The organism is Pseudovibrio japonicus, from assembly GCF_014651595.1.
In the GTDB taxonomy this organism is placed as follows: domain Bacteria; phylum Pseudomonadota; class Alphaproteobacteria; order Rhizobiales; family Stappiaceae; genus Pseudovibrio; species Pseudovibrio japonicus.
The window spans coordinates 209654-225278 of sequence record NZ_BMXE01000006.1 but is presented as its reverse complement, the minus strand read 5'-3'; the positions used below and the strand labels follow the sequence as shown (position 1 = coordinate 225278).

Sequence of the window (15625 nt, the reverse complement as noted above, 5' to 3'; positions counted from 1 at the left end):
GGTTTCGTGTGATGTTATTCTAGGCCAGAGCTTCGCTCGCGCACTGAGGAGAGGCGTTGCCGATAATGCACGGCGGAAAATTCGACAAGCTTTGTCCTCTTGCATCCTCGGAATTACAAAGTATCTATGTGAGAGAGTGCGCCTAAAGGTGCACCGGAATATTTTGAGCCCATATTACCGTTTTGCGCAGATTAACGGAACGAGAATGACAAAATTAGGTGAAACCACGCTGAAGCTGTTGGAACAAGGCGCTGTTCGTAGGGGCCTTGCGGAACTCCGCGTGGGGATCGAAAAAGAAGCTCTGCGTGTTGGCAGAGATGGCTTTATGTCATTGCGTGATCACCCGGACGCTCTGGGCAAAACGCTAACACATAAATTTATTACGACAGATTTCTCCGAGGCCCAGCTGGAGTTCATCACCCCTGCATTGCACTCCGTGGCAGAAAGCCTGGAGTTTTTGAAGGAGCTTCAGGCGTTTGCTGCGCGCAGGACCGATGCAGGCGAGTACCTTTGGAATGCCTCAATGCCGCCTGAAATTGCCAGCGATGAGAGCATTCGCGTGGCTGAGTACGGAACCTCCAACGCGGCGCAGATCAAGACACTCTACCGCAAGGGGCTGGCACATCGTTACGGCAAGCGTATGCAGACAATCTCTGGTATTCACTACAACTTCTCGATTTCCGACGATCTTTGGCGGGCCTTCCATGGCCAGTGTACCTCCGGCGGAAGCCTTCAGGATTTCCGCAGCGCGGGCTATCTCGGCTTGATCCGCAACTTGCAGCGTCATGGCTGGCTGGTTTTGTATTTGTTTGGTGCCTCTCCTGCTGTCGACAAAAGCTATCTGCCTGCACCGCATCCAACCCTGTCCATGTTGGGCGAAGACACCTACTACGGTGAATACGCAACCTCGCTTCGGATGAGTGATCTTGGCTATACCAGCGTTGTTCAGAGCGAGTTGGATATTCACTACAACTCTCTGTGCGACTACATTGAGGGCCTGCGCGGCGCGCTGGCGACCTCTGTGCGTGAGTACGAGCAGATCGGTGTGGCTAAAGAAGGCGATTACAAGCAGATCAACACTCACCAGCTTCAGCTTGAAAATGAGCTTTACGGTTCTGCGCGTCCAAAACGGAATACGGAAGAAGGCGAACGGCCGATTGCTGCATTGTGTCGCCGCGGCGTTGAATATATCGAGCTGCGCTCCCTTGATATTAACCCGCTGACGCCAATCGGCATTTGTGAGCAACAGGCCCACTTCCTCAATGCATTCCTGACCCACCTGACCTTGGCGTCGTCGCCATGTATCTCCGCTGCTGAACAGCAGGCGCTGAATGATCAGCAGCGCATGGTTGCATGGCAAGGTCGTGTGCCAAGTCTGGTTTTGCCAGCATATGGTACTGGCGGTATGGAGCTTCGTGAAGCTGGGCACCGGCTGCTGGATGACATGCGCATTACCGCAGAAGTCATGGATGATGTCTATGGCGGGACCGGCCATACGGATGCCGTCAATGCGCAAGCTGCCAAGCTGGATAATCCAGATCTGACACCGTCCGCCAAAATTCTGGAAGGTGTTAAGCAGAAGGGCTCATATACCGGCTTTATCGCTGAGCTGTCAAAGAACCAGTCAGATCACCTGAAGGCCATGCCTCTTTCCGGGGAGCGGTTGAAATTCCAGGAAGCCATGGTGTCCCAGTCCCGTGCTGCGTATGAGCAAATTGAAGCCCGCGCGGGCGAACACAACTTTGATCGTTTTCTGGATTCTCAAAACGCAACTGAAGTTTTGCCACCTGAGTGCCTTGGCGATCAGTAGGCTCACCTTTTGCACTGGAAGGTGAGACACTTTGCAGATTTTGCCTTACACAGCTGACGATCATGACGTGCTCGCTGCGCTCTATGCAGATGTAGCGAGCCGTACCTTCGCCTATGACCACACGCGCCATATAGATGCAAGCCAATTCAACAGCCTTGTTGAAGGCGAAGACGTCTGGGTTCTGCGATATGAAGGCCAGGTTGCTGGTTTCATGGGCTACTGCGCGCCAGAGCACTTCCTGCATTCTCTCTACATCGACTATAGCCACCACCAACGCGGGTTTGGCCGGAAAGCGGTTCAGTTTCTGCGAGACTTTTATGGATGCCAACACGAGCTAAAGGTCGACCGCATCAATCAGGCCGCTCTGAAATTCTACCAAGCTCTCGGCTACCAAGACGTCACAGCCCCAACCGACACCCACCAACCCTGGCAGCGCTTACGTTCGCCGGAATGATGCCGCAATAGGCGCGGTGAGAACGAAGATTCGGTATTACTTGGCTGGTGGAGTGTGTGGGAGCGTCTACGTGACAACGACAAATCGTGACTTTACAAGGGTGCGGTTCGGATCCGGATGCCTGCTTGTCCTTAATCAGACAGCTTTAATAACGACGCTAGCGGGGTTACGTCGACCGATAGGCTATAGGTGAGCAGATATGCACGAGTCGCGAGCACATTTCATCATAATGAACTAGTGAACCGCTTTATTGAATGAGCGCTATCGCTTCCCAATTACACGGAATGTCTCAAGCGTTTAGTTTCGCTCAAAAAGGTTGCATTAATTAGATTCATGAAAAAAAGTATATATCGCAAAATTATTTCGATATTTTTATTTTTTAAAGTAAAAATACCTAGGAAAAAGGAAATTTTGAGCGACTCATGAGTTGAAGGCTTACTGAGTCTCATCCTTTGGTTTTGCTTGTGGTGCGCAAGTAGCTGATCCAATTGAGGGTTTGGTCACACTGGAAGTGGGAGGTGTCGCGATGGCCGATCATGGTTATACATTATACATTCCCGAGAAAACTGTTGATGTGCTAAATTTTACAAGTACATTCTCGCCAAGGTTATATATGGAATCTTGAGTTTTTTGCGGGCATTGCAATGCTAGATGTTGGTGCCTAAATGAGTGAGTTTTGCTGCGTGTTGGAAATTGTAGGCCTATCTGTTCGTGTACCTGGCGCTTCTTGCAAGGAAGAGTTGTGGCATTTGCTGAGATCTGGTCAGAATAGTATTTCTGAAATTCCTGCGGATCGCTGGTCGCATTTCAGATATCTTCATCCACGTGTTTCTGAGCCCGGCAAATCATACACTTTTAAAGCAGGTGTTTTAGACAACCTGTGGGACTTCGACCCGAGTGTGTTTGGTATTTCGCCGCGTGAAGCTGAACAAATGGACCCTCAGCAGCGCATCCTGCTTCAACTCACCTGGGAGGCCATTGAAGACGCTGGTATCTCACCAGATACATTGGCTGGCGAGCATGTGGGTGTGTATGTAGGGGCCTCCGCGCTCGATTATGCCAATGAGAGTCTGTTCGATCCTAACGTGGCAACTGGTCACTTTATGACGGGAAATACGCTCTCCATCATCTCTAACCGGCTTTCCTACATTTTTGACCTGAAAGGCCCAAGCTTTACCGTTGATACGGCTTGTTCTTCTTCTCTGGTTGCCTTGCACGAGGCCTACCGAGCGCTCGAATCAGGCCGAATTGACTGTGCCATTGTGGCCGGTGTTAACGTCCTGGCTAGCCCGTTTCCATTTGTGGGGTTTGCGCAAGCGACCATGCTGTCACCGGATGGGCAGTGTAAAGCTTTCGATGCTGGCGGGAATGGGTATGTACGCTCTGAAGGTGGCGTTGCGCTGGTCATCAAGCGGAAAGATGCTCCGCGGTGGAAAGGCCAGAGATCACAGGCTGACATCGTAGCCGTTGATGTGAATTCTGATGGTCGGACCGTTGGGATGTCGCTTCCATCCGATGTGGAGCAGGCAAACCTGCTCGACCGCATTTACAAGAATAACGGTATTGACCCCAACCAGCTTGCCTTCATCGAGGCGCATGGTACTGGAACGCGCGTTGGTGACCCTGCAGAAGCAGGTTCGATTGGCAGAACCCTTGCGCAGAAAAGACGGGCACCTCTTCCGATTGGATCTGTCAAGACAAATGTCGGCCATCTCGAGCCCGCATCAGGCTTGGTGGGATTGGCTAAGTCTGTTCTGGCACTTCAAAACGATTATTTTCCTGCAAGCTTACATTTTAATGAGCCGAACCCCGATATCGACTTTGATGGATTGAATATCCAGGTTGCCGGTGAAGGCGTAGAGCTACCGTCTAGCGAGAACCTGCGATATGCTGGAGTTAACTCCTTCGGCTTTGGAGGGACAAACGCCCACGTCATTATAAGTGATCCAGAGGTGGCGGCGAATAAGGTGAGGCCACTTCCTCCGCGCAAGGACATGAATTCTTTGCTGCTCTCGGCACCGACAAAGGAAGCACTGGCCGAATTGGCTGGGACTTATGCGCGCAATGATGTCTTGACGGTGCAGAACAGTCCAATCATTTGCGCTGCAACTTACCATCGCAAACGGCTATTTCAGGAGAAGGCGGTCTTTACAGGCGCAGATGCGGAAACGCTCAAGGTCGCCTTGTCGGATTTTGCTGCCGATAAGAAGAATGCGAATGTCATTTACTCCAATAAAGCAGCAAATTCTGGGAAAACTGCCTTCGCGTTTTCCGGCAATGGCGCGCAATGGGCGGGAATGGGTTGCGGGGCTTATGATGCCAACGCCTGTTTCAGAGAAACCTTTGACCAGATTGACGCTCACTTCACAGGGTTGTCTGGCTGGTCACTAAAAGCCAAGCTGTTCAGCGAAACACTTGAAACTGACTTGCAATTGACCAGTATTGCTCAGCCCCTGCTGTTTGGTGTTCAGGTCGCACTGTGTCGCGCTCTTGAAGAATACGCTTTGAAACCGGACATGGTCCTTGGACATAGTATCGGTGAAGTAGCTGCTGCCCACATCGCAGGCGCTTTGACGCTGGAAGCAGCTGTTGCACTGGTCTATCACCGATCCGCTGAGCAGGAAGTCGTTTCTGGTCATGGAACCATGGCTGCTTTGGTTTTGCCTGCCGACGAAGCACGACAGCTAATCGCCAAGGGCGGCTTTGACTCCATTGAAGTTGCGGCAGAAAATAGTCCAAAATCTGTTAGTTTGTCTGGCACTAAAGAAGACTTGGAAGGCTTTGCGAAATTTGCACGAGCTAACCATGTTGCTTTCAGAAAAGTAGCACTCAATTACCCGTTCCATAGTAAACTAATTGAGCCGGTCGAGCATCCTTTCCGTAATGCCGTTGGGACAGTAACATCCAACCCAGCTCAAGTGCCATTTATCTCTACGGTTTCTGGTAGAATCTGGGATGGGCAGAAACTTAATGCTGATTATTGGTGGCAGAACCTTCGTAAGCCTGTGTTATTCTCTAAGGCAGTTGCGTCGGCAATCGATTTAGGCGCTGAAGTCATTGTCGAGATTGGGCCAAAGCCAATCCTTCAAAGTTATTTGCGTCAAATTGTTGCTGATCAACAGAGTAAGGGATCTGTTCTGTCCAGCCTGTCGAATGAGCAATTTGATGGTGCTGATCCGGTTGTACATCTTGTTGTCCGCGCATTCATCGCTGGTGCAAAAATTGATACGGAAAAGCTCTTTGGCCAGAATCCTGAAGGGCCGGTAGACCTGCCGGGGTTACCTTGGCAGAACAAGAGCTTCCGCTTCGAGAATAGCTCTGAAGCTAATATGGGTATTTTCCGTGGTGGTGAGCATCCGCTTCTAGGTTGGCGTCCCAACGCAAACTACAATCTCTGGACCACCCATTTGGATCGCTCCACAGTTCCCTTCCTGGAAGATCATGTCATCAACGGGCAGATGATCTTTCCTGGCGCTGGGTATGTGGAAATGGCGCTTGCCGCAGGCTCCACGCTTTACGGAAGCGATGCTGTAGAACTGCGTTCGATGGATATTCTACAGGCACTGGTGTTAAGCGATGAGTACCTGACCGAGGTGCAAACCGAGATTTCAGTTGAAACGGGGACTGTTAAAATCTCCAGCCGTATGCGCTTGAGCGGTGATGATTGGACGTTGCATGCGGTTGGACGCGTTGCAAAGCTGGAGACAGCAGTACCTAAAATTCAATTGGATTTTGAAGCTGCGCGGCTTATCAATACGGGCGAAGACATCTACAAAGCGGCGCTGACCTACGGCCTTGAGTTTGGGCCGCGTTTTCGCCGCACCCAGAATGTTGCTCAGGTTGATCAGGGCACTTTCATCGTTTGCCTGTCGGCGCTTGATAAAGAAGACAGCGTGCCATCCTTTGGCTTGCATCCTGCCGAGCTCGATGGCTGTTTCCACGGCTTGCTCTCGCTGTTTAGAGAAAATACAACGCAAAATAGCCGCCCAAAAGCGTATGTACCGATCTTCTTTGATAAAGTTCGCCAGTATCAATCCGGTACATCACCAGCTTATGTTCGTATTCAGGTTAAACGCGCGTCTGAGTTGTCTATTCTGGCAGATTTCCAGATCTTCGACGAGGATGACAACGTAATTGCGACGATTGTCGGTGGCCGCTTTAGAGCGACGGAGCTTGGCCGCAAAGATAATCTGTCGGACCTGGTTTATCGGGTAGAAACATCACTGCAACGCAATCCGGCAGCCGCAGTCAGTAGTTTGGAGCATAACTTCCCGCCAATTGAAGATTATGTTGCTGAAAAGTTTCAGACTTTCGAAGATGAGGCGGAGCGTGAAGCCTATTTGCTCTTGGCTGCAGCCGCACAACGAACCGCGTTCGATATCATCTCCAAGTTCGCAGATAGTGAGCAATCCGTTTCTCTTGAAGATCTGCCGAAAGCTCATCGACGGTATTTCGTCAATCTCCTGACGATCCTACAGGAGGCAGGCGCGGCAACAGAATGTGGCAATAACCGCTTTGATTTGAATAGCGATTTTGAGCTTCCTGAGTTTGATCTTCTGGTTGCGAGCGTTCTTGAAGAAAGCCCACAAGACATTGCGGCTGCAACCATTCTTGCAACCACGCGCAAATTCGTTCTGGAAGGCCTTGTTCAGGACGAACTCGAAGGTCAGGACTTTGAACATTCCAGTGCGATGTTGGAGCAATACTGGTATTCCTCCCCAGAGGCGCAAGCACGCTGTCGGAGTGTTTCTCAATGGTTGAAAGCCGCACTCAGCGATTGGAATAACGAGAAGCCATTGCATGTATTGGACTTAAGCGGTTCCGGCTTGAGCCTAGCAAAAGATATTCAGCAGATTCAACCGGAACAAGTCACACAGATCTCAATTGCGGATAGCAATCACAAAAGCGCAGCGCGTTTGTCTGCAAGCACATTGGACGAGCCAAAAATTACGGTTTATGACACCAGCAATCTGGATGGTCATCACACTTGGGATGCGGTGTTTGAGCAGGGTCCATTTGACGTGATTATTTCGTCTGGTCTGCTTCATGCAGCCTGTCAGAGCGAGCCGGATTTGTTTGCGAAGTTGGCTCAAGCCCTGACCGCCGGTGGCCAGTTCGTTGCAATTGAACCAATGTCGGATGTCTTCCACGACGTCGCTTTTGGTCTCTCTGCTGGCTGGTTTGATGGCTCAATTTCTGACGAGTATGCGGTTGGTCCGCTCAAAACGAGCAGTGATTGGCTGGAGCAGTTCCATGCCACGTCCTTCGATGCACCAATTGCGATTGAGGCCTATAAGGATGGGGCGTCTGTTGTTCTTTTGAGTGCGACTGCGAAAGCACAAAACGCGGCGGTCCATTCTGCTCCTCTCTTGGACTCGCCTGAGAGCAAGGCAATGATCATTATTGCTGGTAATGCAAGTTTGGAGCAGGAAATCGCGAATGCCATTAGAGATGACGCGCGTTTGTCCGCTTACAACATAAGAATTTTGAATGCGGATAGTGGCGAGTTTGACCTGAACGAGGCCAATGGCTGGAAGACCGCTCTTGCTGGTTCTGCTGTTCTTGATGCAGAAGTCAAAACAATTATTCATTTGTATGGGCTCGCAGAGGCCGGGGATAGTCCTGTTGATCAGGTAATGAAGCGCTGTGTGACCTGCGTGGGGCTAATTAAAGCTTATCCGGGTTTCAGTGGGCAACTTGCATTGGTTGCACCGGGTGGTAGTGGCCATAATGCTGAGCAAGAGTCGCCTGCACAAAGTGCAGCGTGGACTTTTGCACGCGTACTTGGCAACGAAGCACCAGAACTAACACCGCTTGCGCTTGATGTTTGCACCAGTAAAGACATGGAGAGCATTGCCTCCGATATCGTAGAAGCGGTTTTCTATCAAAACGCAGAAAACGAACTCCATCAGCCGGAAAAGAGCCGGGTCGTTTCTCGAGTTAAGGCTGGGTTCGGTCAGTCTTCCTGGGAACCTGCTGAGAATGTTGAACTTAATTTCTCTGAGTCTGGCTCATTGAACAATCTAGGTTGGCGTGGGCAGCAGCGAGTTGATCCGTCTTCCGACCATGTTGAGATCAAGGTTGCAGCCACTGGTCTGAACTTCCGCGATGTTATGTGGACTTTGGGGATGCTGCCAGAAGAGGCGCTTGAGGATGGATATGGCGGACCAAATTTGGGTCTGGAAATATCTGGAACCGTGACTCGAGTTGGTGAAAACGTCTCCAATCTTGCTGTAGGTGATAAAGTTGTTGCGTTTACCTCTGGAGGGTATTCGTCTTATGTGACCTCTCCGAAGTTTGCGGTGGCCAAACTTGACCAGGGTCAGGACCTTGTTTCCGCGGCGACGTACCCCGTTGCATTCCTGACGGCTTATTACTCACTGATTCATCTTGGAGAACTGAAAGAAGATCAATGGGTTTTGATCCATGGCGGCGCGGGTGGCGTTGGACTGGCTGCTCTACAGATCGCAAAACATGTAGGCGCGAAGGTTATCGCGACTGCTGGCTCTGAAGAGAAGAGAGAAATTCTTCGTTTGCTTGGCGCCGATCATATCCTGGATTCCAGAAGTCTGGAGTTCCCGGAGGAAGTGATGGAAATCACTGGTGGTAAGGGCGTTCATGCTGTGCTGAACTCGCTTGCCGGCGAAGCGATGGAATCCAGCATCAATATCGTACGTCCGTTTGGTCGCTTCCTTGAGCTCGGAAAACGCGATTTTTACGCAAATACGAAGATTGGTCTGCGTCCGTTCCGCCGAAATGTCTCTTACTTCGGTATCGATCTGGACCAGATCCTGCTGCATGACAGTGAACTGGCTCGCAAACTTATTGAAGATGTTTTCGAGTTGATCAAAGATGGTACCTTCACGCCATTGCCTTATCGGGTGTTCGATGGGCGCAATGTGCAGGATGCCTTTAGATTGATGCAGCGGTCAGGCCACATCGGGAAAATTCTGATCACACCACCGCAGCCTGAAGAGGTCAAAGTCCCTCAGGAGCGGACGAGCCTTAAGTTCGCTCAGGATGGCCACCATGTTGTGATTGGCGGTCTTGGTGGTTTTGGTCTGGAAGTATGCCGCTGGCTTGCTGATCACGGCGCGCGCCGGATCACGCTGACGAGCCGATCTGCTGTAGTGAGCGATCAACACAAGGTCTTGTTTGAAACGCTGGCTGACAGCGGCGTGACCGTTTCGGTCGTTTCCTGCGATGTCACTGACAGAGCCGGTGTTAACTCTCTACTGACGGAGCTGCGCCAATCAGCTCCAATCAAGAGCATTGTGCATGCGGCGATGGTTCTGGATGATGGAATTATTCAGCAGCTTGATGGAAAACGGTTCCGGAAAGTTCTGGAGCCAAAGGTTCAGGGTGCCAGCCTGCTTGATGAGTTGACGCAGGAGGACGAGCTAGACCAGTTTATCCTGTTCTCCTCAGCTACAACACTGATCGGGAACCCAGGTCAGTCTTCTTACGTTGCCGCGAACGGTTACCTTGAAGGCTTGGCAAGGGCACGCCGCAGAGCTGGTAAGCCAGCCTTGGCTGTCGGTTGGGGCGCTATTGGCGATGTGGGCTTCCTCGCGCGAAACGGAGATGTTTCTGACAAACTCTCAAGGCACCTCGGTGAGGCAACGATTAAGGCACGTGAAGGGCTCGACATCCTCAAGCTTGCCATGGAGCAAGACGATGGCTCAGCACCTGGTGCTGTTGTCCATATTGGTCGGTTCGCCTGGACTGCCGCCCATCAATCTTTGCCACTTTTGAGCAAGCCATTGTTCAGTGAAATTGTAGGACGCGGTGACGCCGATGGTGATAGTGAGGGAGCAACAGATATCCACTCACTCATTGAAGGTAAGTCAGATGGGGAAGCAAAAGACGTCGTCGCTCATATCCTCGCTGCTGAGATTGGTAAAATCCTGCGTCTTCCTGCGGAAGATATCTCCTACCAACGCCCTCTGGCGGAATTCGGGATGGATTCGTTGATGGGACTAGAACTCAGAATGGGAATTCAGAAACGCTTCAATTTGGAAATTCCGCTGGTTTCAATATCAGGTGGAACATGCTTGGATGATTTTGCTGGACAGATCCTCATAAAACTTCGTAAACGCGAAGGTGGAGAGGCCGTCAGCGAGGACGGAGCACACGGTGTTCTGGCCAACCAACACCTCTCGGATGATCTGGATGATTCTCAGAAATCAACGGTGCATGCGATACTGGATACCCATCAAGATAAAACGGCAAGAATTCTGAATTAATGGCGAAGTCAGACAAGAAAAAATTGAGTAAGGACGAGCGGTTGAACGCTTTGGGGAGCGTGCGGCGGGCGAAGTCCGCGCTCCCAAAGCAAAAACCCGAAAAGCCTAAAAGCACTGGAGTTGCTGCTCCTAAATTTGCAGAACTTCCCGGCTTCAAGGAAATTCGCCTGCAGAAGGCTGCGGCAGATCTCTTGCAAATCAAAAATCCATTCTTCCGGGCGCACGACGGTCGTGCAGGTGCAACAACGCAGATTGATGGTGAGACTTACCTTAACTTTTCTTCCTACGATTATCTTGGGTTAAATGGGCATCGAAAGGTCCAGGAGGCGGCAAAAGCCGCCGTGGATCACTACGGGATATCCGCAAGTGCCAGCCGCGTTGTTGCTGGCGAACGTGTGATTCACACCGATCTTGAGCAGCTCATCGCGCAAATGCATGGTGTGGAAAGTTCTGTTGCGTTCGTGAGCGGGCATGCAACCAATGTCACCAGCATTGGCCAATTGATGCAGCCGGAAGACTTGATCGTTCATGACAGCTACATTCACAACAGCATTGTCACCGGAGCGAAACTTTCCGGAGCAGTGCGGCAGTCTTTCCCGCACAACAATCTGGATGCGCTGGAGAATATCCTGGAGCTACGCGCTCATAAGCACCCTCGTACGCTGATCGTGGTCGAGGGTGTTTACTCGATGGATGGGGATTTTCCTGACCTGCCTCGTCTTGTTGAAATTAAGAAGAAATATGGCGCCTGGCTCATGATTGATGAGGCGCACTCCATCGGAATCCTCGGCAAAACGGGCCGCGGTATCGCCGAACATTTTCAGATTGATCCCACTGAGGTTGATATCTGGATGGGGACATTCTCCAAGACGCTTGCTGGCTGTGGTGGGTACATTGCAGGCTGCAGTGATCTAGTTGATTATCTCAAGCTCACAGCTTCTGGCTTTGTGTTTAGCGTGGGTATTGCACCTCCAATTGCAGCAGCAGTTTGCGAGGCTGTTCGTTTGATGAAGGCTGAACCGCATCGCGTCGAGGCCGTGCAATCAAACGGGAAGTATTTCCTCGATAAAGCTCAGGCAGCAGGGCTTGATACCGGTGTTAGCCAAGGATGCGCAGTTGTCCCGATTATGGTTGGTGATTCCCTCAAAGCTACCGTCCTGGCTGCACGGTTGCTCGACCGTGGGCTAAACGCTTTGCCGATCATTTATCCCGCTGTGCCGGAAAAATCGGCTCGTCTGAGGTTCTTCATCACATCGGAGCATACGGAAGCGCAACTGGATCAGGCAATCGAATTGATAAGTGATGAGATTTCAAACTACGACAGCAACCCGGTTTCCATTCAGCAGGTTATGTCGGCCTGATTAGTGGTGAATAGTTGAATCAGCGCTGATAATTGAAGCGCTGATTTGCCAGCCGACGCAGCTTCCACGGCAATAATTTCCCGATATGGATACTCAAAGCCAACTGCCATGGAAATGCGTGAAATGCTTTCTTCTTTGCAATGGCTTTGGTGATCGAGGTAGCTGCTTCCTCCGCAGTATACTCATACGGGCGCCAGCTCTTAAACTGATCTGCCATAGGTGTCAGGATGTAACCTGGGCATACCACCGTGACAGAAACTCCCCATTTATGCAAATGATCGCGCATCGCCTCACCATAGGCAATCACGCCTGCCTTCGACGCTCCGTAGGCCGGCCCATCTGAGATTGGCTGTAACCCAGCCAACGAGCTGATCAAAGCAATGTTGCCGCGCTTTCGTTTCTGCATATAGGGCGCGACGGCAGTTAGTAGGTTGACTGTGCCGCCAAGGTTGGTTGCAATTTGAGCGTGAGCTGTCTCAGCTGTTTCCACTGTTCCATCCACGCCGTGCGATCCTGTAACACCGGCATTTGAGATTACCAAATCAAGAGGGGTGTCAGCTTCAATCTCGCTGACCCACGTTTGAACGGCACCTGTGTCACAGATATCAAGCGCTTTCCACAGCACACGACTGCCCATACCCTCTGCATCTCGCGCAGTTTCAAGCAACCGCTCCTCATTTCGTCCAGTCAAACAAAGGGTAGTGCCCGCTCGCGCGTAAGAGACAGCAAGCGCTCTACCTAATCCAGAACTGGCCCCAGTAATGAGAATCGCTTCGGGTCGGAACATCGGACAACTGTCTCCAAATAAGGTTCTTTCATTTCTTTTGGCAAACAGATGGTTAACGTGCAAGTTGGTTTCTTCAAAGTATGTTCGAAGCGTCACTTTCTCCATAGGAAAGAGCAGATAGCTGAGGTGCTATGTTCTAGAATGTTTGAAATTTAGTATTAAATGAGATATGAAACGCGGTGTATTCAGACTGGGTGAATTTGGCATCGAATTGTCGGCCCGGCGGCAAAATGGACAGAAGTTTTATGAATTTATTTCGCTCCTCGACCGAATTGCGGTCGTTTCAAGTAACTTCAGGTTTCTTTAAGTCAGTTGCTGTAATTGCGCCAGTCTTGGCGATTTTGTCGGGATGTGCTGCGCTTCCGGCAGCGGGTCCGGTTTCCGCGGAGATAGAGGCTTCCTCTTCCGATCGACGTGAGGCGCCTTTTGACTATCATCTGATCGATTTGGATGACACGGTCGTTTCGGTTCTCTCAGGGTATCAGCCAATCGGATTGTCCACGGTCTTTACAGCAGGGAAGTGGGCACCAAAGCACATCGTTGGGATTGGTGACACCGTTTCCGTCGTTGTGTGGGAACAAGGCAATGATCGGCTCTTTACGCCCACTGGGCAGGCTGGCGGCGTAGAGCTTGGGCCTTTTGTGGTAAACCAGAGTGGGGCGATCACTGTACCATATATTGGAAAGGTTCATGCCCGAGCTAAATCTGTCGAGCGGCTTCAGGAAGCGCTCCAGATTGCGCTCGAGAGGAAGGCGACAAACCCACAGGTTATCGTCACGCTAAAACAAAACGCGAGCAGTCTGGTTACAGTCAACGGCGACGTGGAAAAACCGGGCCAATATCCGCTGGATCTGAGCGGTAAGCGATTGCTGGATGTCGTGGCAAATGCAGGCGGGAGCACAGCGCCTGCTACTGAAAGTTATGTGTCTATCGCCCGTAAAGGTCGTCAGGCGGAGCAAATGCTCAGTACGGTATTCCTCAGGAGTGACGAAAATGTCTACGTTCATCCGGGTGATCGTATTTTCGTGACACATGATCCGCAGACATTTACAGCCTTTGGTGCTGTGCCAAAAGTGGGTGAGTACCCGCTACAAGCATCTAATGTTTCTCTTGTGGAAGCGTTGGGCCGAATTGGTGGCCTCGACGAGAATGCAGCCAACTCACAAGGTCTCTTTGTTTTCCGCTATGAGGATCCTGAAGTTATTTCTGTGTTGAAGCCAGAGTACCGCGATGCTAATTCCGGAAAAATTCCTGTAATCTATCGGTTGAACATGCGGGATGCGCGATCTTATTTCCGCGGGCAGCTTTTCACACTGCGTGACAAGGACGTGGTGTATGTTTCCAGCGCTTACGGGGCTGAGCTAAACAAATTCATGAGAATTCTAAGTGGAACATTAGCTGTAGGTAAGACGGCGAGTGCCTTCTGAGTTTGCTAAGTTTTGCGTAGTAGCTGCGCGATTTATGTTGAGAAACTAATAAAGATTTCTCACTTCAGGTCGATATGCTATGATTTAGCTAAATTCTGCCATTTTCCATTCGGAGAAGCAAGTACGCGTCTCCTTCGGCGACTAGATGCACATTTGAAAAAGGTGAAGACCCACATGGAAAAAGGGACGGCCGCAAAAGTTGCAGAAATGCCACCTGCAGCGTCGAAGCCTGCCGCTGAAAAGCCGACGCCGGAGGTTCCAGAGAAGCAAGCTCCTGCTGTCAAAGGTAAGTCGCCCATAAAAAAAGTTGCATCTGTTGTTAAGTTGCCTATCGAGAAGGCGCGGCAGGAAAGTAACGATGGGGTCAAAGGTCTCTTCGGTTTTCGCGGTTTGAGACCTCAGCAGTTTAGGCGACGAATTCTTGCCCTTTCATTTGCGCTCATGGTTGTCCTTCCAAGCGTGCTTGGTGCAACCTACTTCTTATTGATTGCGTCCGAACGGTTTTCCTCCACTATCGGCTTTTCGGTGCGTGGTATGGATGGAACCTCCGCAGGAGGTGACTTCTTGGGAGCATTAACAGGGCTAGCAAGCGTTGGTACAACAACGACTGATTCATTTATCTTGATGGATTACCTTAAAGGGCGGGAAGTTGTCGAACGACTTGCGAAAGACGACGGAATTCTCAGTCACTTTAGCGATCCTAACGTAGACTTTATCTATCGTTTCGACCCAGCCTCTCCGATCGAAGAGCTCGTGAATTACTGGCAGGATATGATCTCAATCACCTTTGATAATACATCGAGTATTATCGAGGTGGAGGTTCAGGCGTTCTCACCAGAGATGGCGGAAAGCGTTGCATCTCACGTTCTGTCTTATAGCTCTGAGTTGGTGAATACGCTTTCCCAGAATGCACGCCGAGATGCGGTGAAGTTTGCAGAAGAAGAAGTTCGGCGCGCTGAATTGCGAATGAAAATGGTTCGGATGCGTATGAAGGACTTTCGTAATACAGAGAGTTCTATCGACCCGACGAGAAACGCTGAGGTGCAGATCGAGCTTATTGCTGGCCTTGAAAAGCAGCTCCTGGATACACGATCCCGTCTGGCAACACTTGTTGGAACAATTGACGAAAGCTCGCCAACGATCCGCCAACTTCGCAAACAGGAAGACGTTTTGGTTAAACAGATATTGACCAAGCGCGATGAAATTGGCGGGAAACGTCCTGAGCAACTGCAAGCGGAAGCGGGGGAGGCCGATCGTCTTTCATCATTGTCTTCGCTGTTGGCAAACTATGAAGAATTGGTTGTCGAACAGGAGTTTGCTCAACAAGCATACACCGCTGCTCTTGCTGGCTTGGAGCGCTCGCGCGCTGAAGCTGATCGTCAACAGCGGTATCTTGCTGTCTTTAATCCGCCCTCGTTGCCTCAGGAAGCAATTTATCCGAAACGGCTAATCAATTCACTCATACTGTTTCTTGGATTCCTTGGTATCTGGGCACTTGGGACTGTAATCACCTATTCTATTCGTGACCACCTTAAGTAGA

7 protein-coding genes are annotated in these 15625 nt (G+C 50.8%); 6 read left to right on the top strand and 1 reads right to left on the bottom strand.

Annotated features, from left to right (window positions below):
• Positions 1-205: 205 nt before the first annotated feature.
• The 4 genes from gshA (at position 206) to IE076_RS16695 (ending at position 11871) form a co-directional block, all read left to right on the top strand.
• Positions 206-1810, top strand: a complete 1605-nt coding sequence (gshA, locus tag IE076_RS16710) for a glutamate--cysteine ligase (protein WP_189437919.1) — start codon at positions 206-208, stop codon at positions 1808-1810.
• Positions 1811-1841: 31 nt separating this feature from the next.
• Complete coding sequence (locus IE076_RS16705; protein ID WP_189437918.1) at positions 1842-2264, top strand: GNAT family N-acetyltransferase; 423 nt, start codon at positions 1842-1844, stop codon at positions 2262-2264.
• Between the two features lie 665 nt (positions 2265-2929).
• Positions 2930-10510 (top strand): type I polyketide synthase, encoded by a 7581-nt coding sequence (locus IE076_RS16700; RefSeq protein ID WP_209009205.1) that lies wholly within the window; start codon positions 2930-2932, stop codon positions 10508-10510.
• A complete protein-coding gene (locus IE076_RS16695; RefSeq protein ID WP_189437917.1) occupies positions 10510-11871 on the top strand; it encodes an aminotransferase class I/II-fold pyridoxal phosphate-dependent enzyme in 1362 nt (453 codons plus the stop codon). The genes IE076_RS16700 and IE076_RS16695 overlap by 1 nt, the downstream gene beginning before the upstream one ends.
• Positions 11872-11890: 19 nt before the next feature.
• Here the strand turns inward: IE076_RS16695 and IE076_RS16690 are convergent, their stop codons facing one another.
• Complete coding sequence (locus IE076_RS16690; RefSeq protein ID WP_209009204.1) at positions 11891-12763, bottom strand: SDR family NAD(P)-dependent oxidoreductase; 873 nt, start codon at positions 12761-12763, stop codon at positions 11891-11893.
• A gap of 140 nt (positions 12764-12903) precedes the next feature.
• Here IE076_RS16690 and IE076_RS16685 point away from each other — a divergent pair, with 140 nt between their 5' ends.
• Positions 12904-14085 carry a polysaccharide biosynthesis/export family protein gene (locus IE076_RS16685; protein ID WP_189437916.1) on the top strand — a complete coding sequence of 394 codons (1182 nt, stop codon included), beginning with the start codon at positions 12904-12906 and terminating at the stop codon, positions 14083-14085.
• A 12-nt stretch (positions 14086-14097) separates the two neighbouring features.
• Positions 14098-15624 (top strand): KpsE/RkpR family capsule polysaccharide export protein, encoded by a 1527-nt coding sequence (locus IE076_RS16680; RefSeq protein ID WP_209009203.1) that lies wholly within the window; start codon positions 14098-14100, stop codon positions 15622-15624.
• Position 15625 lies beyond the last annotated feature (1 nt).

Excerpts from the sequence above, each read along its gene's own strand:
- gshA (WP_189437919.1), top strand. The coding sequence starts at position 206 with ATGACAAAATTAGGTGAAACCACGCTGAAGCTGTTGGAACAAGGCGCT.
- IE076_RS16700 (WP_209009205.1), top strand. The coding sequence starts at position 2,930 with ATGAGTGAGTTTTGCTGCGTGTTGGAAATTGTAGGCCTATCTGTTCGT.
- IE076_RS16695 (WP_189437917.1), top strand. The coding sequence starts at position 10,510 with ATGGCGAAGTCAGACAAGAAAAAATTGAGTAAGGACGAGCGGTTGAAC.
- IE076_RS16690 (WP_209009204.1), bottom strand. The coding sequence starts at position 12,763 with ATGGAGAAAGTGACGCTTCGAACATACTTTGAAGAAACCAACTTGCAC.
- IE076_RS16685 (WP_189437916.1), top strand. The coding sequence starts at position 12,904 with ATGAATTTATTTCGCTCCTCGACCGAATTGCGGTCGTTTCAAGTAACT.